This is a genomic window from Kistimonas ophiarachnellae (assembly GCF_057552235.1).
This window is the reverse complement of the sequence record NZ_BAAJPA010000002.1, coordinates 218,747-241,635: the sequence shown is the minus strand read 5'-3', so window position 1 is coordinate 241,635 and position 22,889 is coordinate 218,747. Positions and strand designations below refer to the sequence as shown.

The 22,889-nt window shown below is 50.6% G+C and carries 19 protein-coding genes; 11 read left to right on the top strand and 8 right to left on the bottom strand.

The genetic code is table 11. The features are described from left to right. Nucleotides 1-15: 15 nt before the first annotated feature. Nucleotides 16-1,191 (bottom strand): multidrug effflux MFS transporter, encoded by a 1,176-nt coding sequence (locus tag AC27K1_RS03300; protein ID WP_487148273.1) that lies wholly within the window; start codon nucleotides 1,189-1,191, stop codon nucleotides 16-18. A 235-nt stretch (nucleotides 1,192-1,426) separates the two neighbouring features. Here AC27K1_RS03300 and nfuA point away from each other — a divergent pair, with 235 nt between their 5' ends. Beyond that, nucleotides 1,427-2,023: a Fe-S biogenesis protein NfuA gene (gene nfuA / locus AC27K1_RS03295; protein ID WP_487148271.1), complete on the top strand. Its 597-nt coding sequence runs from the start codon at nucleotides 1,427-1,429 to the stop codon at nucleotides 2,021-2,023. Nucleotides 2,024-2,159: 136 nt separating this feature from the next. Beyond that, nucleotides 2,160-2,999: a redoxin domain-containing protein gene (locus tag AC27K1_RS03290; RefSeq protein WP_487148270.1), complete on the top strand. Its 840-nt coding sequence runs from the start codon at nucleotides 2,160-2,162 to the stop codon at nucleotides 2,997-2,999. 111 nt (nucleotides 3,000-3,110) lie between these two features. Here AC27K1_RS03290 and greB read toward each other — a convergent pair whose 3' ends face one another. Beyond that, nucleotides 3,111-3,614, bottom strand: a complete 504-nt coding sequence (greB, locus tag AC27K1_RS03285) for a transcription elongation factor GreB (protein WP_487148268.1) — start codon at nucleotides 3,612-3,614, stop codon at nucleotides 3,111-3,113. Between the two features lie 96 nt (nucleotides 3,615-3,710). Here greB and AC27K1_RS03280 point away from each other — a divergent pair, with 96 nt between their 5' ends. Then, nucleotides 3,711-4,025 (top strand): hypothetical protein, encoded by a 315-nt coding sequence (locus AC27K1_RS03280; RefSeq protein ID WP_487148266.1) that lies wholly within the window; start codon nucleotides 3,711-3,713, stop codon nucleotides 4,023-4,025. A gap of 57 nt (nucleotides 4,026-4,082) precedes the next feature. Here AC27K1_RS03280 and AC27K1_RS03275 read toward each other — a convergent pair whose 3' ends face one another. Further along, nucleotides 4,083-5,168 carry a 3-deoxy-7-phosphoheptulonate synthase gene (locus tag AC27K1_RS03275; RefSeq protein ID WP_487148265.1) on the bottom strand — a complete coding sequence of 362 codons (1,086 nt, stop codon included), beginning with the start codon at nucleotides 5,166-5,168 and terminating at the stop codon, nucleotides 4,083-4,085. Nucleotides 5,169-5,662: 494 nt separating this feature from the next. On the opposite strand from AC27K1_RS03275, the gene AC27K1_RS03270 reads away from it, so the two are divergent. Both AC27K1_RS03270 and AC27K1_RS03265 read left to right on the top strand, forming a co-directional pair. Continuing rightward, a complete protein-coding gene (locus AC27K1_RS03270; protein WP_487148264.1) occupies nucleotides 5,663-6,892 on the top strand; it encodes an L-lactate MFS transporter in 1,230 nt (409 codons plus the stop codon). 136 nt (nucleotides 6,893-7,028) lie between these two features. Continuing rightward, nucleotides 7,029-7,973 (top strand): 5'-nucleotidase, encoded by a 945-nt coding sequence (locus AC27K1_RS03265; RefSeq protein ID WP_487148262.1) that lies wholly within the window; start codon nucleotides 7,029-7,031, stop codon nucleotides 7,971-7,973. On the opposite strand, the gene AC27K1_RS03260 is transcribed toward AC27K1_RS03265, so the two are convergent. After that, on the bottom strand, nucleotides 7,929-8,690 hold the full coding sequence (locus AC27K1_RS03260; protein WP_487148261.1) for a sulfite exporter TauE/SafE family protein: 762 nt from the start codon (nucleotides 8,688-8,690) through the stop codon (nucleotides 7,929-7,931). The two genes, AC27K1_RS03265 and AC27K1_RS03260, sit on opposite strands and share 45 nt — an antisense overlap. Before the next feature lie 194 nt (nucleotides 8,691-8,884). Between AC27K1_RS03260 and cysB the strand changes: the two genes are divergently transcribed. Further along, nucleotides 8,885-9,859, top strand: a complete 975-nt coding sequence (gene cysB / locus AC27K1_RS03255; protein ID WP_395178542.1) for an HTH-type transcriptional regulator CysB — start codon at nucleotides 8,885-8,887, stop codon at nucleotides 9,857-9,859. 59 nt (nucleotides 9,860-9,918) lie between these two features. Here cysB and AC27K1_RS03250 read toward each other — a convergent pair whose 3' ends face one another. Beyond that, complete coding sequence (locus AC27K1_RS03250; RefSeq protein WP_487148260.1) at nucleotides 9,919-10,212, bottom strand: hypothetical protein; 294 nt, start codon at nucleotides 10,210-10,212, stop codon at nucleotides 9,919-9,921. Nucleotides 10,213-10,448: 236 nt separating this feature from the next. On the opposite strand from AC27K1_RS03250, the gene thrH reads away from it, so the two are divergent. Beyond that, nucleotides 10,449-11,069 carry a bifunctional phosphoserine phosphatase/homoserine phosphotransferase ThrH gene (gene thrH / locus AC27K1_RS03245; protein WP_487148259.1) on the top strand — a complete coding sequence of 207 codons (621 nt, stop codon included), beginning with the start codon at nucleotides 10,449-10,451 and terminating at the stop codon, nucleotides 11,067-11,069. Nucleotides 11,070-11,090: 21 nt separating this feature from the next. On the opposite strand, the gene pabB is transcribed toward thrH, so the two are convergent. From pabB to AC27K1_RS03230, 3 genes are all read right to left on the bottom strand, one after another. Then, a complete protein-coding gene (gene pabB / locus AC27K1_RS03240; RefSeq protein WP_487148257.1) occupies nucleotides 11,091-12,479 on the bottom strand; it encodes an aminodeoxychorismate synthase component I in 1,389 nt (462 codons plus the stop codon). A 696-nt stretch (nucleotides 12,480-13,175) separates the two neighbouring features. After that, nucleotides 13,176-15,872 (bottom strand): ankyrin repeat domain-containing protein, encoded by a 2,697-nt coding sequence (locus AC27K1_RS03235; protein ID WP_487148256.1) that lies wholly within the window; start codon nucleotides 15,870-15,872, stop codon nucleotides 13,176-13,178. Between the two features lie 266 nt (nucleotides 15,873-16,138). Continuing rightward, entirely contained in the window at nucleotides 16,139-18,466 is a 2,328-nt protein-coding gene (locus AC27K1_RS03230) for a ricin-type beta-trefoil lectin domain protein (RefSeq protein WP_487148255.1), read from the bottom strand. Between the two features lie 444 nt (nucleotides 18,467-18,910). On the opposite strand from AC27K1_RS03230, the gene AC27K1_RS03225 reads away from it, so the two are divergent. From AC27K1_RS03225 to AC27K1_RS03210, 4 genes are all read left to right on the top strand, one after another. Beyond that, nucleotides 18,911-19,036: a hypothetical protein gene (locus tag AC27K1_RS03225; protein WP_487148254.1), complete on the top strand. Its 126-nt coding sequence runs from the start codon at nucleotides 18,911-18,913 to the stop codon at nucleotides 19,034-19,036. 171 nt (nucleotides 19,037-19,207) lie between these two features. Next, a complete protein-coding gene (locus tag AC27K1_RS03220; RefSeq protein ID WP_487148253.1) occupies nucleotides 19,208-20,743 on the top strand; it encodes a DUF6160 family protein in 1,536 nt (511 codons plus the stop codon). Between the two features lie 107 nt (nucleotides 20,744-20,850). Then, entirely contained in the window at nucleotides 20,851-21,654 is an 804-nt protein-coding gene (locus tag AC27K1_RS03215; protein WP_487148252.1) for a C39 family peptidase, read from the top strand. A gap of 116 nt (nucleotides 21,655-21,770) precedes the next feature. Beyond that, nucleotides 21,771-22,859: a transporter gene (locus AC27K1_RS03210; protein ID WP_487148250.1), complete on the top strand. Its 1,089-nt coding sequence runs from the start codon at nucleotides 21,771-21,773 to the stop codon at nucleotides 22,857-22,859. Nucleotides 22,860-22,889: the final 30 nt, after the last annotated feature.

Below are 22,889 nucleotides of genomic sequence, written 5' to 3'. Positions count from 1 at the left end.
CCATATATTGATCAATCAGGCCTGGACGGTGGGCTGATGTGGGGTGGCAAACAGCTTGAAAGCGATGGTCAGGAGGATGGCGACACCCAGTGTTGTCGCGGTCAGCATCGCCAGCGGCAGGGTGCTGCTGTGATCAATCTTGCCGGCCAGGGTGCTGACCAGGCTGGCGACCAGCATTTCCAGGAAGAAGATCAGGCCGGAAGCGGTGCCCACATGCTTTTTCAGATGGCTGAGTGCATTGGCCTGGCAGGCCGGCATGAACAGACCCAGGCCTGCTTCATAAATCGCGATACCGGCGACATAACCGATAATGGATTGTCCATCGGTGGCCAGGGCGCTGACAACGGCGACCAGGGTACCGGTGATCAGGATACACCAGGCCAGACGCTGGCTTTTTGCTTTACCCAGCCAATCCGTAATACGGCCTGCCAGCAGGCTGCTACCGATATAAGCGCCCATGATGATCGCGAACAGCATGCCATAGGTTTTAGGCGCCAGTTCAAAGTGACCAATCAGCACGAAAGGCGCGCTTGCGACAAACACAAATGCGCCGGAGAAGGCGAGGGCTGCCGTCAGCGTCAGGGTCATGAAGCGACGGTCGCTGAACAGCTCGCGGTAACCGGCCAGCATGCCAACCAGGGAAATTTCGGTATCCGGTGTATTGCTTTCTGGTAACAGGCTGACAGCGCCGGCGACAAATGTGCCAAATACAATCATGGCTATAAAGCTGGAGTGCCAGCCAAACAGTTCCTGCAACACGCCACCAATAATCGGTGCCACCATGGGAGCGATACAGAGCGTGGCGCTGATCATGCCAAGGATTTTGACATCATTCTTGTCTTTATAGAGATCCCGGGCAATGGCGCGGGAAAGCGCAGTGCCGAAACAGCCTGCGACAGCCTGCAGGAAACGGGCTGCGATAAATACCTCAATGCTGCTGGTCCAGAGAATGACGCCTGTAGCGAGTAAATAGACCAGGTAGCCGACCAGCAGGGTTTTACGACGGCCAAACCGGTCAGAAAGAGGACCACAGATCAGCATGGATACCGAAAAACCGATCATGAAGATGCTGACGGTCCACTGGGTGACGGCGGCGGAGCTGCCAAAGGCTTCAGTAATGGCCGGCAGGGAAGGGGTAAACAGGTCTATGGAAAGCGGTCCGACCATGGCGCTCAGCACAAGGATGAGCATGACCAGGCCTGAATGTCGATTGTGATCGATTTTCAGCACGTTGCCACCGAGGGGGATAGAGGAAAAAGGCGGAAAAATAGCGATGTCAGGTCTAACGGGCAATCCGTGAAATTACTTCTTGTTCTATAGAATACGAATAACCGGGGTTTAACTGAGTGGTTTGGTCGGCTTTTCAGCGGGTGAGGACAGGAGTAGAATTCAGGCAACAGCGATCAAACTACAGGCAGTAATAGCGTTGACTACCACGGATCTCAAAATAGATATTACCGAATCGGCACAGGACTACCTGCGAGAGCTGCTGGACAAGCAGTCAGTCGAAGGTATTGGTGTGCGCCTCTTTGTTACCCAGCCGGGCACGCCTCATGCAGAAACCTGCCTGGCGTACTGCAAACCGGGTGAGCACAAGGAAACCGACCTGAAAATTGAACTGGAAAAGTTCGATGTCTGGATTGAGGCGGAAAGCGAAGAATACCTGGAAGATGCGACCATTGATTATGCGACGGATCGGATGGGCGGACAGCTGACCATCAAGGCGCCAAACGCAAAAACGCCTAAGATCGGAGAAGACAGCTCGCTGGATGCCAAGATCAATTATTTCCTCACCACCGAGATCAATCCCGGTCTGGCCTCCCACGGCGGTATGGTGCAGCTGGTCGAGATTGATGAAGGCGTTGCGATTCTTCAGTTTGGTGGTGGTTGTCAGGGCTGCGGAATGGTTGATGTGACACTGAAAGATGGTGTCGAGAAAACACTGAAAGAACGTATTCCTGAGCTGGTTGGCGTCCGTGATGTCACTGACCACTCAAATCGGGACAATGCTTTTTATAAGTAAGCCCGTTACTGATACCGGAAAGGCCTGATCACTCAGGCCTTTTTTATTTTTGCTGATGACTGCATCCAGCTTGTTTGGTTGTGCGTACTCTCTGTGAATGAAGCAAAACATAATATTAGGAGAAGGACGTATCCCAATGATAAACAAGCTGAAATCAATTTTTATCAGTATCTATATTGCCGGGCTGGCGGTAGGTGTTGGTTTTGCGATGTGGCATCTGGCTGTATCCCAATCTATGCCTTGGTTGGGTGTAGTTATTGCTTTGCTGCCCGCATTGTTGTTCTTTGTCCGGTTGTTTGTGCTCCCTGTCGCTCGTACGAGTCACAATCTTTATGGATTATTAGTCGCTGCCGCGATTGGCACCTCTTTCACTTTGATTGTCCCATCATCCAGCTCAGTGCCTTTTGTTCTGAGCCTGTTGGTTGGAGTCGGTGGCGGAACTCTTTATATATTCTGGTATTCACGGCTGGGTCGGCCAGCGAATGATCAGTTGGTTGTGGGGCAGTCGTTACCAAGGTTTACGGTGATGGATGCTGATGGTAAGGCTGTTGCGTCAGACACATTTAAAGGTCAGCCGCTACTACTGCTTTTCTTTCGGGGTAACTGGTGTCCCTTGTGCATGGCGCAGATTCGGGAAGTCGCAGCCCAATATAGGGAATTAGATGCACGGGGCGTGAGAGTTGCACTGGTCAGCCCACAGTCTCACGAGAATACCCGTGTGCCTGCACAACGTTTTGATGTCCCCATGGAGTTTTATACCGACTCCGGCAATAGTGCTGCCCGAGCCTTGAAAATCAATCATGATGACGGGCTGCCTGAAGGCTTGCAGGTGCTGGGTTACGACTCTGATACCGTTTTCCCTACTGTGATAATGGCAGATGCTGGTGGCCGTATTGTTTTTGCGGATTTGACAGACAATTACCGTGTCCGGCCGGAACCTGATGTTTTTCTCAGGATTCTCGATAGTTCATCTTAATTAGCAATATTATACAATCATATATCTTGAATTAGATTAGAAAATAACCTGAAAGACTCTCTAATGTTTCAAGAAAGAAGGTACATACCAGCAGTGTACCTTCATTAAATATCAAGATTCCTTGTAGGAAATCTGTGTTACACAGTAATAGGTTTCCTTGTCATCCACTCGAATGACGATCTCATCATCAATGGTTTTACCCATCAAAGCGCGGGCCAGAGGGGAATCCATACTGAGCAGGCCGTTTTTCAGGTCAAACTCGTCAGGGCCTACGATACGCCAGGTGGTTTCTGTACCATTTTCATCTTCAACCGTTACCCGGGCGCCAAAGTAGACACGGCTGGTATCCTCGGGCAAAGTAGTAACAACTGTTAGCTGATCAAGGCGCTTTCGCAGAAAGCGGACACGGCTGTCAATCTGGCGAAGCAGTTTCTTGCCGTAGATGTACTCGGCATTTTCCGACCGATCACCCAGGGCTGCGGCTTCCGACACGGCCTGGGTGACTTGCGGTCGCTGGGTTCGCCAGAGGTCATCAAGTTCGTCCTTGAGCCTGGCGTACCCTTCAGGCGTAATGTAAAAGGAACCGGGCTTGCGTGGTGGTCGGTATCGGGACATGGGACTTTTACGTATCCTTGTCAGTTACTGATAGGAAGCATGAAAAAAATGCGATATCTTACGCGGCTTTTTTAAACCCTGTTGGCACTGAGACCTGTGAAGCGTTACAAACAGAGCATACTGTCAGACTACTTTGTTACGATAGGACACTCTGGCCCTGCGCATGTTGTCGAGGCCAATTTTGATATAGAGTCCAGTCAGGATCGTACCCTCTGCACGGATGTCATCCAGGCCAGCTGGGGCTTTGAGGTGCTTACAAACAAGCATCTGCCGTCCATTTGTCCTATCTGTAATGCCATCCTGGATCGTCGTATCAGCAATATGCCGCGGCTCAAGCGTCATGTACTGGTAGAAACGGTAAAACCGGTGCAGTTGCAACTGCCTGTCTGCCAGTTGGGCCTCGATTTTTAACTGAGCCATAAAAAAGGGCAAGTTTGACTTGCCCTTTTTTGACTTTAATTTCTGAGACTACAACAAGTCTGGGCGATCGCGTCCCGGCAGGACGTCTCTCAGTTTGTCCGCCATCTTCTTGATAGTTTCTTCCGTGGTATGCCAGTCAATACAGGCATCCGTGACTGATACACCGTATTTCAGTTCACTGAGATCGTCAGGAATAGACTGGTTGCCCCAGCCCAGGTTGCTTTCAATCATCAGCGAGGTGATGGAATTATTGCCTTCCAGAATCTGGTTGGTGACGTTGTCCATCACGAGAGGCTGCAGGCTTGGATCCTTATCAGAATTCGCATGGCTGCAGTCGATCATGATGTTGGGGACAATACCTGCCTTTCTCAGTGCCTGCTCACACAGGGCAACACTGACGGAATCATAGTTGGGCTTGCCGTTACCGCCGCGCAGTACGACATGGCCATATTGATTCCCTTTGGTATGGGTGATCGCGACCTGTCCTTTTTTATCGATACCGAGAAATCTGTGCGGGCTGGATACAGACTGCAGGGCATTAATAGCAACAGTGAGTCCGCCATCGGTACCATTCTTGAATCCGACCGCTGAGGAAAGACCACTCGCCATTTCACGGTGAGTCTGTGATTCCGTGGTACGTGCGCCAATGGCGGACCAGGAGATCAGATCCTGCATATACTGTGGTGTAATCGGGTCCAGCGCCTCAGTTGCGGTTGGCAGTCCCATCTCGGCAACATCCATCAATAACCGGCGCGCAATATGGAGGCCTTCTTCAATCTTGAAGGAGTCATTCAGGTAAGGGTCGTTGATCAGGCCTTTCCATCCGGTGGTGGTACGGGGCTTTTCAAAATAGACACGCATGACCAGATACAGCGTGTCAGACACTTCTTCCGCCAGTTTTTTCAGTTTCTCTGCATACTCGCGCGCGGCGTCGACATCATGGATAGAGCAGGGGCCTACCACAAGAAACAGGCGCTTGTCGGTTCCACTCAAAATATTGCGAACAGTCTGACGTCCGAGGGTCACGGTTTCACGGGCCGCATCACTGAGCTGGATTTCAGACTTAATCTGTTCCGGGGTGACTAGGATTTCCTGGGATTCAATATTCAGATCATCGATCGGTAACTGTGCCATAGCGTCTTTCACTTCCGGTCATGCGTAGTGGAATAGTTATAATCCGGATTCCCTTTGCGCAGAATCACGCATCAAGAGTAATGTATTGGTTATGTTTCGACAATCTATGTGTTTGATAAACAATTTCTATTCTGGTGCAGGTGTGACGAAGCAGGTGTTATGTTGATGGCTGAAGATCGACTCGTAACATAATGAAAAACAAGATAATTCAAGTTTGTTTTGGATTTGCAGGGTGTATTTACGTGATGCTGACGTAATTAGGTGTCAGTCGCAGTAGACACTGTAAGCACTCCCAATATAATCCGCCGGAAATATTTACGGGTTCACCAGAAGCCCGGTTGCCTTTATTACTTCTTTATTAACTGTCTTCTAGTTGCTGAATGAATCCTGTTGGCTTCAACAGGTCATTACGCATTTAGTAAGTCATATCTTTTACCTATTAGTGCTCCTTTTCCTCCGGGGAGGAAGGGCTCTGCTGATATTAGAGCATTTCAATGAATCGAGCGGTTAAAATCCTGCTGGCAGGTGTCTGTATTAACCTCTGTATGGGCGTTCTCTACGCCTGGAGTGTATTAAGTAAGGCCCTGGTCAGCGAATGGGGTTGGTCTAACGCCAGTGCCTCCATGCCGTATACCGTGGGTATCGTAACGTTTGCAGCTGCCGTTCTGTGTTCCGGTGTTCTGCAGGACCGTATGGGTCCCCGTAAGATGGTTATCCTGGGCACCTCTCTGGTGGGTCTGGGTATGATCGCTTCCAGCTTTGTCTCTAACCCGGTTGGTCTGGTAATGACCTTCGGTGTTCTGGTTGGTACCGGTATCGGTTTTGCCTATGCCTGTCTGAGCCCTTCAGCGATGAAGTGGTTCCATCCGTCCAAGAAAGGCATGGTGAATGGTTTGATTGCCGGTGGTTTTGGTATGGCGCCCCTCTACCTGGCACCGACCACGTCTGCCCTGATCGCTTCTGTAGGTATCAGCAGCGCATTCCTGTATCTGGGTATTGCTGTACTGCTGGTTGCGGTTCCTTTGTCTTTCACCATCGTCAACCCACCGGCTGGTTATACGCCGGCTCAGCCACGTGGTCTTAAGGAAACCAGCAAAACAGCTTCTGCGGTTGCCGATTTCAACTGGCGCCAGATGCTGAAGACCCGTCAGTTCTACTACCTATGGATCATGTTTGCGTTTGCTTCTTCTGCAGGTCTGATGCTGATCGGTAACATTACCACCATCGCCAGTGTTCAGGGTGGTATTGCCAATGCGGCGTACCTGGTGTCTATCCTGGCGCTGTTCAACACCTGTGGCCGTGTTCTCATGGGTATGCTGTCAGACAAGATCGGTCGTATCCAGACCCTGTTGCTGGTCTTTGTCCTGCAGGGCGTTAACATGATGATCTTCCCGATGCTCTCTACCGACATGGGCTTCATCTTCGGCGCCATGCTGGCGGGTATCGGTTACGGTGCGCTGCTGAGCGTATTCCCGTCCATCACTGCGGATTACTATGGTCTGAAGAACTACGGCAGCAACTTCGGTGTGCTGTACTCCGCCTGGGGTGTGAGTGGCTTCATTGGTCCTGTGGTCGCGGCGGTTGTTGTCGATGCAACCGGTTCTTTCGCGATTGCCTATACCGTTTCTGCCGTCATGCTGGGTATTGCTGGCATTCTGGCACTCTTCACCAAGCCCGTTACTGCGCTTCCTGAAGAGCAGCAAGCGCCTCTCGTGGCTGCTTAATACCTGCGATTATTTTAAAGCCCGCTTTCTTGTGGGCTTTTTTTTGCGTTCTTTTGCCATCGTACAAATCCTGTCTTTTTATCCTGTACGCCAGTAGTACACTGGTAATCCCTGTTCCATACCAAGAACACTATCAATGCCGGATACCCTGAACGACAAACTGGTTGTCGCTATCTCGTCACGTGCCCTGTTTAACCTTGAAGCTGGCCACAAGGTCTTTGAGGAAGAAGGGCTGGAAGCCTACCGTCATTATCAGGTTGAACACGAAGATTGTGTGCTTGAACCCGGTGAAGCTTTCCCGCTCGTCAGGAAGTTGCTCAATATTAATCACCTGCTAGGTGATGTCCCGCGGGTTGAGGTGATTCTCCTGTCGCGCAACAGTGCGGACACGGGATTAAGGGTTTTCAATTCCATTGAAGAGTACGGGTTGGATATCCGGCGGGCTGCGTTTTGTGGCGGTGAAAGTCCGTACCGTTATGTACCGGCATTTCATTCCCATTTGTTTCTGTCCACGGATGTCGATGATGTGCGCAGGGCACTGAAGGATGGTTTTGCGGCTGCGACGGTTTTGTCATCGATTTCCAAAGAGCGACAGGAAACGGATGAGCTGCGGATCGCCTTTGATGGCGATGCGGTCATATTTTCCGATGAAGCAGAGCGGGTGTATCAGCAGTCTGGCTTGCAGGCGTTTACCGAGGCTGAACGCTCTTCGGCGCATCAACCGTTACCGGGCGGTCCGTTCAAACCGTTTCTGGCCATGCTTCAGGATATCCAGCTGGAATTCGGGGAACGTCATTGCCCGATCCGAACCGCACTGGTGACAGCACGGAGCACCACGGCACACGAACGTGTGATCCGCACACTGCGCTCATGGAATATCCGTCTTGATGAAGCCATATTTCTCGGCGGACTGGATAAGGGTGCGTTTCTCAAAGCGTTCCAGGCGGATATGTTTTTTGATGACCAGGTGCGCCATTGTGACTCGGCCCGGGCCCATGTCAGCACCGGTCATGTTCCCCATGGCGTGACCAATGAATTAAAAGAGCGTGTACTTAATACCGAGTCCGAGCAGGAGGAGTGACAGTACGCGCTGGAGGAATACGTCCGGCAGTTTGTGGCCAACCCGCGTTCCCAGGTAGATGGCTGGCAGTGAACCCATCAGCAAAGCGCCGAGCAGCTGGAAATCGACATTCCCGAGATAGAGGTGCCCCAGCCCGCCAGCCAGTGTCAAGGGAACAGCATGGGCCAAGTCTGTTCCGACAATCCGGGTAGCGGACATAACAGGATACAGAAGAATAAGAATCGCCGTACCCAGAGCGCCTGCACCTACGGATGACAGTGTCACGAAGACACCCAGCAAAATCCCCATTATGGCAGTGAAGAAGGCCGCGCCGCGATCACTCAAGACGGGCGTGTGTCTCAATAACTGTTTTCTCAGTAGTAAAACGATCGACGATAAAATCAGCATGAAACCCAGCGAAACAGTGAGCACGTGTGTGTAGCTGTCGCTGCCGGTAAAAAACTGATCGAGTACTACAATGGTGAGGGCTGCTGCCGGCAAACTGCCCGCGGCCATGCGCTTTACCACTGTCCAGTTGATGCTTTTCTGACGGTGATGGGCGAGCACACCGCCCGCCTTGGTGATGGATGCGTACATCAGGTCGGTGCCGATAGCGACGGGAGCGGGGAAGCCGAACAGTAGCAACAGTGGCGTCATCAATGATCCGCCGCCGATGCCTGTCAATCCTACGGCGAATCCGACACCTGCGCCCGCCACAATATAAAGCAGTGCATCCATGAATAAATTATGGTCTAAAGTTATAAGTATTCTTCGTAATCATAGTATTCGCACTTAACACACCATCGAAAGATTGATGTGTATCAATGAAGCGAGTGCGGTGGTAAATGTAGCGATAAGCTACTATTCTATAAAAGAATATTTATTCATATTTTTATGCTTCATTCGAATAATGGGTTTTTGCGGAGGCCATAATGAAGCTGCAACAGCTGCGCTATATCTGGGAAGTGGCTCATCACGAGCTGAATGTGTCGGCAACGGCGCAGAGTCTCTATACCTCTCAACCTGGTATCAGTAAACAGATTCGTCTGCTTGAGGATGAACTCGGTGTCGAGGTCTTTGCCCGCAGCGGCAAGCACCTGACCCGTATCACCCCGGCCGGCGAAAAGATTATTGAAACCGCGGGTGAGATTCTCCGGAAAGTGGATTCCATCAAGCAGGTTGCCCAGGAATTCAGTAACGAGAAGAAGGGGACTCTGGCACTGGCCACCACCCACACCCAGGCTCGTTACGCCTTGCCACCGGTGATCAAGCAATTCATCGGCAAGTATCCGGACGTTTCCCTGCATATGCATCAGGGCACACCGATGCAAATCTCGGAAATGGCTGCCGACGGTACGGTGGATTTCGCCATCGCGACCGAAGCCCTGGAACTGTTCAATGACCTGATCATGATGCCTTGCTACAGCTGGAACCGCAGCGTTCTGGTGCCAAAGAATCATCCTCTGGCCCAAGTCTCTGAGCTGACCTTGCAGGATATCGGCAAATTCCCAATCGTGACGTACGTGTTTGGCTTTACCGGCCGTTCCAAGCTGGACGAAGCCTTCATGAACGAAGGCATTGCGCCACGAGTCGTATTCACCGCTGCTGATACCGATGTTATCAAGACCTATGTACGACTGGGACTGGGTATCGGGATTGTCGCGGGTATGTCCTATGACGCAGAGCTGGATTCAGATCTCGTTGCACTGGATGCCTCTCATCTGTTTGAGGCCAGTGTCACCAAGATCGGCTTCCGCCGCGGTACATTCCTGCGTGGATTCATGTACGATTTCATCGAACTCTTTGCGCCACACCTGACCAAAGAGATCATTGATGAAGCCGTATCCCGTCATAACAAGGCGGAAGTGGACGAGCTGTTTGAGCACATCAATCTGCCCGTACACTGACGGTTAGCAATCGCACAGAACGGGCTGATCTGGCACTGTTTGGATCAGCCTTTTTCTTTTCAGTTTGTTTCTTCCGCTGTTTCTTTTTCCAGTACGTCTTTCACGAGCTTGAAGTAGATCGTATAAACCACGGGTGCTTCCCCGGTTTTTTCGACGACAAAGAAGGGCGCTTTATCGACATTCAGCATGTCGGCAATCTGCATGCCTTCGCTGAATGGGTCGTTCTCGTAGGCTTCGACAATACGGTCGATGCGATGTATGTGGCCTGACTGTTCCAGACGCTCTAGCACTTCACCGCATTTCTTGCAGGGCGATCCATCGGCCAGAATCTTTTTGACCATTGTAATTTTCATCGGGAATTCCTTCTTTTCCTTGGCAGCACGGAGTCTTGGCGATTTTATCAATGCCATCACATTCTACTAATAACATTTCCGCATAACTTAATAGCGACAGGTTGGGGTTTGCATGGTGAGAGGGGCAGGGGTAGAGTGTGCGCTGTTCAGCTGATATTGTCAGCACCCAAGCACGACCAGAACAACACTGGCAAAACAGTATAAATAGTACAAAAACAGAAAAATCAGGAGTCGTTGTGGAAATAGCCTGCCTGGATCTGGAAGGGGTACTGGTTCCCGAAATCTGGATCAAATTCGCCGAACAAACCGGTATTGATGAACTCAAAGCCACCACCCGGGATATTCCCGATTATGATGTTTTGATGAAACAGCGCCTTAAACTGTTGGAACAGCATGGCCTCGGGTTACGGGAAATTCAGGCCGTCATTGCAGAAATGGCGCCATTGCCCGGAGCCCGTGATTTTATCGATTGGCTGCGGGAACGTTTCCAGGTCGTTATTCTTTCCGATACCTTTTACGAATTTGCCCAGCCCCTGATGCGTCAGCTGGGATTCCCGACGTTGCTCTGTCATCGCCTCGAAGTGGATGAAAGCGGTAAGGTGACTGACTATAGGCTACGCCAGAAAGATCCCAAACGGATGTCGGTAAAGGCATTCCATAGTTTGAACTATCGGGTGATTGCTGCCGGTGATTCCTACAACGACACTACGATGCTGGCCGAAGCCGATGCAGGCATCCTGTTCCATGCGCCGGATAATGTGATTGAGGAATTCCCCCAGTTCCCGGCCGTCCACACCTTCCATGATCTGAAGATGGCGTTCTGTCAGGCCAGTGTCCGGGATATTCCTCTGCAATAACAGGATGATGGACGGGTAGTGCTAGAGTGCTACCCGTTCAGCTTCCATACTTTCCAGCACATTCATCAGGTTTCTGACCTTGGTGATGGATTCCTGGTATTCCATCTCGCAATCTGAATCTGCCACGATACCGCCACCGCCCCAGCAGTGAATCTGCTGGCCATCGGCGACCAGTGTGCGTATGGCAATATTGGTATCCATCCGACCGTGACTGCTGATATAGCCAATCGCGCCGCAATAAACGGAGCGGGGAACCGGTTCCAGCTCGCGAATAATCTCCATCGCACGAATCTTGGGTGCGCCAGTAATGGAACCACCGGGGAAAGCATCCCGTAGTAACATCAGGTTGTCATGACCTTCCGCCAGCTGGCCGGTGACCGTGCTGACCAGATGATGAACGTTGGCGTAACTTTCCAGGCCGAACAATACAGGGACTTTAATGGATCCCGGTTTGCAGTTACGCCCAAGGTCATTGCGAAGCAGATCGACGATCATCAGATTTTCTGCCCGATCCTTTTCACTGGTCAGCAATTCTGCTGCAGTCGCTATATCTTCATCGATATCCCGACCCCGTGGGCGGGTGCCTTTGATCGGACGGGTTTCAACCTCCCCATTGTCAGAGCGCAGCAGTCGTTCCGGCGAATGGCTAAGTACCTTGAGTTCCTCAAAATCCAGGAAGGCTGCAAACGGAGTTGGGCTGGCAGAGCGCAACGCCAGGTAAGCAGACCACGGATCGCCTTCGTAGTCGGCAGAAAAGCGCTGAGTCAGGTTGACCTGGTAACAGTCCCCGGCGGCAATCCAATCCTTGATGTGCTGGAACGCATTCTGATAATCAGCAGGAGACATACTGGCCGTAAAAGGCGTATTTAAATGAAACGCTGACGAGAATACCGTTGCCGGCTTGTGAAGCCGCTGTTCAATATGATGGCGTTTTTCCTCTGACATATCCGGATGTGCCACCAGCCAGGTCCTGCCGGTATGATGATCTACCACCACGGCCCACAGGTAGAGTCCCACCAGCATGGAAGGATGTGATGAGTGACGAGACGTGATGCGACCCGGTTCCAGGCTTTCATTCAACTCATAGCCCCAGTAACCGGCCAGTCCTCCAGTAAAAGGCATTTGCTGGCTATCGACAGGAGCGGGGAGTGCCTCATGCAGGGTCTCAAAAGGTGCAGTGGCCAATGGTTGCCAGGTGTCGTTTGTTAACGATTTGCACCATGTCACGCCGTCCTTATGACGGTACAGGTTTTCCGGTGCGGCAGTCAGGATGTCGTACCGGTAACGGTAGTCGCCGCTGGAGCGGGCCACACTGTCGAGCATCAGCGCATTGCCCAGCGGCCGAAGACGCTCGAACCACTGGACGGAATCCGTCAGGTGCGGTAGTTCGGTGATGGAAAGGTGTTTCATTGACGTGTTTCACTGCGGTTTGGCGGCATTCTATAACGGAATGTATCCGTGAAAAAGGCATCATTACGGACACTTTCCAGTCATGCCAATAACAGACGGGTGTCAAGGAAAACGGCGCATGCTGTGAGAGGATTTATATCAGTTAAGCACGTATTACAGGTCGATGTTATCCATCGAATTGCCTCTCACAAACGTTCACCGCGTTGATTACTATAATCTGCCTGATAAGATTCATAACACTTACTGATTACCACCATTCATAAGCCACTGTAGAAGCAAGTGCTTTGAAAGCCTTGGCATGCTGGCGATAAGAGCAGCTGATTCCATTTTCAGGTGTCAGCGTGAAGATACTTATGCGCGATCTATCCCGCGTGGTATCTGGAAGTCTCGCAAAAGAGCTGAACAATGGTGGTAATCAGGAACGCAAATTAATGATTTGCTAATAAGGCTAAAAAAATAAAACTCCACTGAGCAGAAAAATATTGAGCATCCTTCAACATCCTCCAGTATATAAAGGCACCAGCAGTTGGAACTATTTAGGAAAACAAACAGTGCAATAGCGCTTTAAATCTGGGTGTTTAGCTAAACCTGAAAATACTAACGGTAGTATTCGATATGAATTGTATAGGTTGATTTGCCAGTGATTGCCTCAAATATCTAAAATTCAATATCTTGCTGGTGTGCTTGGTTCTGTATTTAAGTGTCAAGGGATTTAGCTGATTCTTCCAGCATAGAAGCAAGATTGGCAAAGATTTCCTCTATTTCTTTTTGTTCCTGGCTTTCATGTTTTTCATGGGTTTTTGTGGAGACTGTTTTTTGTAATGGCATGCTTTGTTGTGTTCTTGGATCTGCGTACGATGCTGACGCCTGCGTATCTACTTTTCCTATTAACTCTTGGTTCTGACCAGTGGATGATTCTAATGGGTCTTCAGAAATAGTTTCTAGTCTTTCAGAAATTTGTTTGATTTTTGTTTTTTGTTCTAATTGTTCCAATGTTCTTTGCATTAGTTTTTCTTGTAGCAGTTTGTTGATTTCGCTGTCCTGCGGGTCTTTAGATAGCTTGATTTGATTGTGTAACTCATACGCAGACTCCTTTTTTCGACTATCCTCAAAATAGAATTTCATAAATTTAAAATTTCTACGTTCCAGTAAAGCGACTAAAGGTCCCGAATTTTTATGTTTTATAGATAGAAGTAGAGGGTTTTCGTTATCCTTGTTTGTAATGTTGACGTTAGCGCCATGATCAATAATTGCCCTGGTGATATTCGGGTTCTCGTTCGGTATAAACGCCATGCAGGCTCTCAATAGTGCTGTATTTCCATTGCGGTCTGTTCTATCAATGTCCTCTCTCCTTACTGCATGGCAGCAGGCTTTTACCACAGGTACATTACCTTTTTCTGCTGCTTCCATCAGAATCGTAGTGTGATAAGGCCCGATTGTCAGGTTGGGGTCAGCTCCTTGATATAATAGTTTTTCAATTAGCGACATATCTTTTCTGGGCTCTTCTTCATAAAGATGTATTGCAACACTCAGAGGGCATCTCATGCCATCGTTTGATCTTATGTTCCAGTTGGCAATGATTGAGTGTCTAAAAAAAACAGCCATAACCTCCAGATTATTTGAATTTAATGCAAACCTTAAAGCAGACGTGGTTTGTGTTGAGGTTATTGCGCTTGGATCAGCGCCATATTGTAACAACAGTGTTGCAACTGCCAAGATATTTTCTCTGATTTTCCGTAGTGGCATTTTCGTCATGCTGTTTGCTCCCACGAGAGTGCGATACAGCAAGGTTTGCTCAGGCTCCCCTGGTTTCGCAGGTATTAGTCTGTAAGGGTCAGCTCCATAATATAGCGCGACAGCAACTTCTTCCGGTTGTAGTAATTCCACTGACTTGAATAATTGACTTTGAAAATGCTCGCGCTTCTCTGGTGATAATGCTGCTGACCGTTGTTGAGCATACTCTATCCGTTGACTTCCCTCAGCATTGATAGCTTCCATGACCATTGTACTGATCATGGCGGTAACGGATATTCGCATTTCATTAGAAGTTGTTTTTTTTTGTACGAGATCCAAAACGGTCTCGCCGCTTTCAGAAACTGTATTGAGATAAGCGCCTTTATCCAGTAATTGACTTATTATCGTTGTTCTGTAATTCTTTTCACTCATCAGCGCCATTTGCAAAGCATTTTCGCCTTTCTTGTTTATCCTGTGAATATCTGCCTGTCTTGAAAGCAGAAATGTTGCGGTTTCATCATGACCCAATTGGCAGGCGATCATAAGTGGCGTCAATTTTGTCTCTTCATCTTGCGTGTTAATGTCTGCGCCATAAACAAACAGATGCAACAAGACATTCTTTTGGTTTTCATAAGCAGCTTGCTGGATTGGATAGTGATTTTCCTGTTGATCCATAGCATTGGAATCAGCCTTATGTCTCAACAAAATACAGACGGCTCCGGCACTAGTCTTCCTGGCACTAGCCTCCCTGATTGTGAAAGAAACTGGTGAAACACCATGCTTGTTGGGTTTATTTGGGTTTGCCCCATTTCGCAATAATAATTCCAGCGGGAAATAGCTATCCCCGCCGATGTCTTTGCTGGATTTGGAGGAAATTTCACCTATCACTTGCATAATTAGCGTTTTTTCAGCGTCGTCGTTCGTATCGTCTCCCAATTTGTTTTTTTCTATATAATGTTTGATCAATTTTATGGCTAGTGTACGGACAGCTTCTGACGGTTGAATGAGGGGTGATACTAACAGGTAATAAAGTGGTTGGCGGCCTTTCCTGTTGGCTGTTATCGCATCAGCGCCTTGTTCAACTAATGCATTAATCATATTGCAATATTTATCTATATTTCCTTCATCATATTCCATCCTTGCTAATTCTTTACATAGCTTAAAAATATGTGTCTCTTTATTAGAGTTTTTGTCAGCCAGGTAATTCAAGCCTAATGGCGGCGTATAGATCAATGGATCGAGATTTTTGCGAGTGGTTTCCAAATCAGCATCCATGCATTGTTTGATTGCCGTAGTTCCATGATCATGTGCTTTGTCAGGGTTTCTTTCCTTATATTGGGTTCTTGATCGATCTTCTTGTCTACGCAGGTATCCAGAGATTGTTGACGCTTCTGATGACGCTGATTCAAGAGATGTTCTTGAAGCAATTGACCTGCTGGAGCCGAACCTGAAGAGGCCTGTTGGTTTCGGTTTGGGAGTAAACAAGGATTCAGCACTTCGAACCCGCCTAATAAATGAAAACACGCCGCCTTTCGTTTTTTTGGATGTTGACACCTTCTTTTTTTGTTTTGTGTGTCTTGTTTCTGATGTCTGCTGAGAATCGGGTACTGTCGAATCAGAAGATGAACTAGAGGAAGATGAGGAAATGGGTGTAGCCATATTAATCTCCAGAATCTGTCTATTGGGTTATGGTTTAGCCCTGGCTGACACAATGTTGTCCCGGCTGGTTAGCAGCAATCTCACTATTTTGTTAGGGCTGTCTCCTGCCCCTGACTATTTGAAGCGTGTCATGTCCTTTTTGATGAAACGACAACGATTGGAATGTTGTCATTATTAAGCAGGGACCTGACTTTAGGTCATGATCCGTCTCAAGAGTTCCTTGGGAAAGGGTTAGTATTGTTTACATTCGTGCATTGTCACTGGCATTACGGTTCAATTCGCAGAACTTCGGCAGGTGTCTGTGTGGAATAACGCAGCCGCCAGGCGGTTGTATCGTGTGGCTCCCTGCCTGTGACAGCGTTGTTGTGAGAATCAACGAGCAGGTAACCATGCTGATGATTCACTAACTGGTTGAGTTGCCACCGCCATCGCTGGTTCGGGCCATGAGCGCATCGCCTGATACGGACGCTGCCGTTCTCCTCCGCGGTCAGGCAGCGGTCATCCTCGACCAGGGAGTGTAATCGCTGGTAATGATCGAACTGCCATAGCTGACGACTCCAGTTGCGGCAGTGGTACACGCCAACAACACTACCGTCATCCCGGTTTCCTTCAATCACATTCAGGCACAGGCCGTGGAGGCTGTTTTCGCTGAGCGTTATCAGCGCAACGACAGGCACAGGGGAAAAAACACTTGCCCCCCAGTTAATTCTCAGGGTCTGGGTGACCACAGAGGGAAGGCCTTTTTGATCCCAGGTAGCGAAATCCTGGAAAAAAAAACGGTAATGGATATGGCCGCCCAGGGCGACAGGGGTTACGGTGCTGGAAAGTGTCAGGGTTGATACATCCTTTTTTGCCGCTGGCACCCTGAATGTGGCGGAAAAACCGGGTGTGAAATGACCGTAGGCGCTGGGCGAAAAGGCGTCATCTGCAAAAAACCAGTCCTGGCAGAACAGTTCACCCGTTTTCCGGGTACGCCAGGTATGGCTGTATTGCTCAAACTCGCGTGTCCATAACCATCGGGCAGCGGCCGTCTCGCCTGATTGGGAGCGGTTATATACCGGGTATTCATGGTTCAGGTAAGCCACTGACCGTGAGCTTGCATAAGCGATCGTCGGTATCAATGCGACATTGCGGATGAAAGACAAGGTGTCGTGGTTCCTGTGACGGTCACACCGTTTGCAGTGTCTGAACATTGAGTAGTCCTGGGTCTTGACCGGGGTGGTGGCGTCTTCGGAAGATTCGGAAGAACTGCTGCCTTCTTCCGGAATGGTGGGCAAACGGTCAGACGGGAACTGAAAAGGCGGGAACCGAACATCCACTTCCTCTGGCCGTTCATCCTCTGGCCGTTCAATAGCGAAGGCGCTATCCGGAACGGGAACGTCAAAGCTCGGATCCCACGCCAGGTCATCATCCCACGGCAGCTCATCATCCCACTCCAGCTCACCCATGACGACAATATCATCCGCGGATATGTCACTGTCGGTCATCGATTCTTCCTCATGTTCAGAATTGCCGTGTTGCTCATTCCCCTCGTCGAAGAGTGCATCGTCCCTGTCGTCGGCGGGGATGCCAGTCCATGGGAACAGCATCCCCCACCGGGACAGGGCGCCTACCTTGACAGTCGTCATGCTCTCTATCTTCGAATGCCTGGGCATGTTGTGGGGAATGGCATGGTAGAGGCGCATGGCCGGATCATGGGCGTGGATCTCAATGGCATAGCTGTCGGCCACGGGGCCAAACCAGGTAGTCCGGTTGGTCCAGCTCTGAAACCAGGTATGGCGGTGGACGGGTTTGTCAACCAGATGCCAGCCCGCCCCGCCGTTGGATGCCGGATCAACAGTGATGCGGAGGTATTTTGCGTTATCCGTGCCAGACGCTGATGTCTCTATAGAACGAATGAAATCGATACGGTAGTGAAGGGAAAGACTGGCGTTATGGTCACAGGCGTCAATCAGGCCTCCCGTCCACTGGCCGGGCTCTGACAGGGCGGTTTCCAGCTCGTTGCCGACCAGGCAGGGGAGGTTGATCTGTCGTAATTCAACGTGGATGGACTTTTCGGGACGCCATACTTCTGGGGGCGTGCGCAGGCTGGTCGTCTTGTGGCGTGATTGCCGAAGCCAGTGATTGTGCGTTGCCAGGGTTTCACGGGCCAGTTTCCTTGCTTGTTCGTCGGCAGTGGTGTCCTGGTTTCTTGTTTTGGTCAACAGCAATTGTTTGTATTGACCGGACGCATAACCCGGTTTGTAGATCATGACGACATGCCCATATAAACCAACACCGCCCAGCGATGCGCTGATGGATTGTATGGCTTGCGTTTCGCCCTGCGTACCGTCTATCACCACGATATCGCCGGCCCACAATCGTTCGTGGATGGCGTTAAGCTGCTCCGGCGTGATGGGGTGACCGCTATCCAGGTAGATCAGTGGGCAGGGGGAATGACAGCCATTAAGGGTATTACTCGCCAGTGATATGAGCTGTTTGCCAAATGCAGTCCGTGGTTCATGCACATGGACGGGCGAAGCGCTGACCTGAAGGTTTAGGTTGGCACCCAGGATAATCAGCGTAAACAATAGGAGAAACAGGGCGCGTCCCATTCAATACAGAATCCGTAAGCTTCATGCATGGCGGGTATGGAAGATAGTAGGCTTTGCATTAATTTGCCTGCCCGGGCTGGACGAATTTTTTTTGTTCATTGCACCTTGACACAAAACTGTGAACACCGTGGTGTCTCGAAAGGATAAATGCCCGGTTCCACTGGCATACAGCGATGTATTGCTGAAGCAGGCGATGCTATTCATTTAGCAGCTATAACCGCTTCAAAGATTGATTATGACGTCAGGAATGGTGTTTTCGTTGACGCATTGTTTACAAAGCTTGCACTTAAGTCCCAAAGCAGTTATAAAATTCGCCATACCTTGAACAGGTTGAGTGACAGCGAAGAATAATAAAACTGTTGTCCGGCATGTTTGGAACAATCCGGCAAAACAGACAGAACAATAAAGCAAGCATAATAAGAACAATAAAGCGGAAACCTCACAATGTTCAGAAACCCATCCTCAGACCGACACTCCGTCGATACCCGGAACAACGATGCCCTGGTCTGCGCCGGCAATGCCTGCCTCGCGGTCAGCCTGGCGGTCGTGTTCCTCTGGACGCTCTGGTAACCGCGGGTTCCAATGGAATCCAATCGGCTTCGTGCGTCCGGCCATGTCAAGGTGTCGCGGCATGGACGTGGAAGACGGCCCGGGTCGCTCCCGGGACGTTAATGCAATGTGCACTGCATTGCAGTACTAGGGAAGGCTAACGCCTGAACATGCAACTGGAGACTAATAATAATGAAAGGCCTTAAGAAACTGCCCCTGGCAATTGCCATCTCCTCAGTCATGGCTGCCACGGCCCAGGCTGAGCTGAAAGCACTGGAAGACGAAGCCATGTCTGAAATGACGGGGCAGTCTGGTATTACCATTGAAATGGAAATGCAGGCAGAAGTCGGTTCTGTTACGTATACCGATGAAGGTTCTATCCGTCTTGAAGGTATCACCCTTGATAACAACGGCGGTGCCCTGAATCAGACTATTGATATCGATATGCTTGAAAAGTCTGACCTGGCTGCAGGTCCTGGCGCAGCAACCAAGGCGGCAGGCGATGTTATCAGGATTGGTGTCAGCGCCATGGAAATGGATGTTGAAGTGGACGCCATCCGTACCGGTGACGCCAGTGCTGCAAGTTTGGGCCAGCTGAATCTTGAAGATGTCGCCATGAGCGGCACTGAGATGTATGTTTATGCGCTGGACGGAAGCAAAGGTATTGGTGTTGACGCAATCGTCAACCAGTCCGTTGGTCGCGTGAGCTTTAGAGATGTTGATGTCGCGCCAGATGGCACGGTTACAAATGGTGCTTTAGATGGTGGTACCATCGCACTTAACGACATCAGTATCTCCACGCTGGACATGACAGGCACTGAAATCACTATTGTAGATGGTGCTGAGAACAACTTCGGAACCAATGACGCTGTCAAGATTAATATGCCCGGCATCAATGACGGTACTATCAGCATCGGCGGTATCCAGATCGGTAGCGCTACCAATGATAGCTATGAGCAGTTTAACCAGACTATCGGTGCAGTTGAGCTGGATGGCCTGACTATGGCCGGCACTGAGATGTACGTTTATGCGCCTGACACCGGTAGCGGTATTCGCGTAACTCAGACCATGAACGTGTCACTTGATGAAGTCACTTATGTTTCAGGCGTTCTGGACAGTGCAACGGCAGGCAAGTCTGCTGATGCAATAGGCGCGCACCTTAGTGCTCAAGGTTTGAATGATTATGTTGATGCAACAGCAGCGCAAGCGGCATTGACAACCGCTCAGGCAGATCTTGGTCTCTATCAAACGATTAGTGATCAGCAAGCAATCATTGACGCTGAAATTCTTGGCGGTGTTGATGAGGCCGACTCCTCAACCTACACAACTGCATATAATGATGCCGTTGCTGCACGCGATACAGCGGATGGAAATCTTAGCGGAAATTATGCAAATGCAGCTGAGGCGACTTTGGACGCAAACTCGGCCGGTGCGCGTTTAACTGCTCAATATCCAGCAGCTGACAAATACTATGGCAATGGCGGCAGCAGGACTGGCGACGGCGTAGGCTCCTTGACCTTGTCAAATGTGTCGTTCACTGCAGATCAAAGCACTGTTGCAATTGATGTTCTGGATGGCGGCAGTAGCGATCGACTGGTTATTGACGCGCCTATGACTAACGCCAATATCAATATCGGCGCTATCAATGTAGGCGACGGCAACCTTGGCGGTCTGGCAATCAGTGGTCTGAACATGACGACTAACAGCATTACTGTCTACGCGCACTAAGCCCGTAAAAAAGGTGTAAGCCAAAAGGCCGATCGGTTTACCGGTCGGCTTTTTTTCCTTAAACTGCACTAAAGTACAAAAACAATAACAACAAAAGACCGACCGCCATGATAGAGATTCTGCTGGGTAGCCTGCTTACCGTTTTCGGCGTCAATACGGCCTTTGAGGTCAAGCCCAAAGAGGATGGGGCGGTCTATTTTGAACAGCAGGCCGCCAATGTCACCGTCACTGACCAGGCCGCCGTTGAACCCCTCGCCAAACTGAAATACAAGAACATCATCCGGCAGACCTACGACTACAGCTGCGGTTCCGCCGCCCTCACCACGCTGCTGGATTACTACCTGGGCCGGAACCTGACCGAACGGCAGGTCATGGAAGGCCTGCTGAAATTCGGCGAGGCGGACAAGATTGTCGCCCGCCGCGGTTTCTCCCTGCTGGACATGAAGCGTTTCACCCGCGCCATCGGCCACAAGAGCGGCGGCTTCCGCGCCGATATTGACGACCTCGCCGAACTGGACCACCCGGCCATCGTTCCCATTGAATACGCCGGTTTTAAGCATTTCGTGGTGGTGCGGGAAGTGTATAACGGCCATGTCTACGTGGCGGACCCGGCGGTGGGGAATATCAGCTTTACCATTGAGCGGTTCAAGGAAGTCTGGGACCGCAATGTACTGTTTATCGTGTTCCCGAACGGTCACGCGCCGCTGCCGAACCTGGAATTGCGCAATGAAGATATGCGGGTCGTGGATGAAAGCACCATCAACTACCTGGCGTTCCAGGAATTCCCGCAGTTCAACAACCCGATGATCAACCGGGCGCAGGACGCCGCCGGCATCCGCCAGGTGGAAAACCGCCTGAACGACCCCGAGGTTGGCGGAAGTGTCGGCGGGATGACCTACAAAAGGCAATAACACCGGCTGGAAAAATCCGGTATGATGCCGTGAACTGGATCACAGCCGTTGATCGCCTGGGCGTATCAGCGGCGTAAAAGAACAATAAAAAATAACAATAACAAGAGCGTATCAGGATGAAGTTTCGCATTTCTGCGTTAACCATGGGAATTGCCCTTGGCGGCCTGGCCTGGACCGGGTACGCTGCCGCCGCCAATTCATCAGACGCCCGCAGCGCCCTGGCCAAACAGGACGGTGACGCCGACCAGAGCAAGCAGCTCGAAGAGGTGTTCCAGGCGGCGGAGAAAAGTTATTCGCTGCTCAAATCCGGCGACAGCCGCCTGACCTATTCCTTCAATTATTCCAATACCCGTGACGCCCGGATCGATTTTGCCAACGCCACCGGCACCAATAACACCGAGGTGGTCACCAATTTCGTCCGCAACACCACCGACCATACGTTCACCAACACCTTCAGCTTTGATTACGGTATCTGGGATAACCTGACCTTCTCGGTGCGGATTCCCCTGGTTGCCAAGTATTCCGAGAACAAATCGGTGTCATCCGGCAGCTATATCAGCAAAGAGAAAACCGTTTACGGCATTGGCGATGTCGGCCTGAGCCTGCGCTGGCAGCCGTTCGAGGTGCGTCCCGGCAGGCCTTCGCTGACCCTGAACAGTTCCTTCAACCTGAAAACCGGCGAGAGCCCCTACGAGATCAACCCGGACAAGGATCTCTCCACCGGCAGCGGTTATTTCTCACTGGGCTTCGGCGCCAGCCTGTCCCACGTGCTCGACCCGGTGGTGCTGTTCGGCTCGGTGGGTTACAACATGAATTTCAAGGAAACCGGCCTGAACCAGTACCAGGGCGATCCCACCAACCGGAACCTCAACCCCAACCAGGACAGCCTGACCCTGTCATCGGTGAACCCGGGCGACAGTTACTCCATGAACATGGGCTTTGCCTATTCGCTGTCCTACGACGTGTCCATGAGCGCGTCTTACCAGATGTCCTACAGCCGGGAGAGCGTGTTCACCTTCAAGGACGGCCGGAGCGTGGATTCTCCGTCCAGCACCTCGGGCATTATCAATATGTCGCTGGGGCTGCGGATGTCGCCGACCTATATCGTGAACATCAACGCCGGTTTTGGCCTGACCGAGGATTCCCCGGATATCCTGCTGGGCTTCTCGCTGCCGCTGGATCTGGAAGGTCTCAAGGCAGAGTAGAGAGTAGGGGTTGCCGCGTTGACGCCTGTC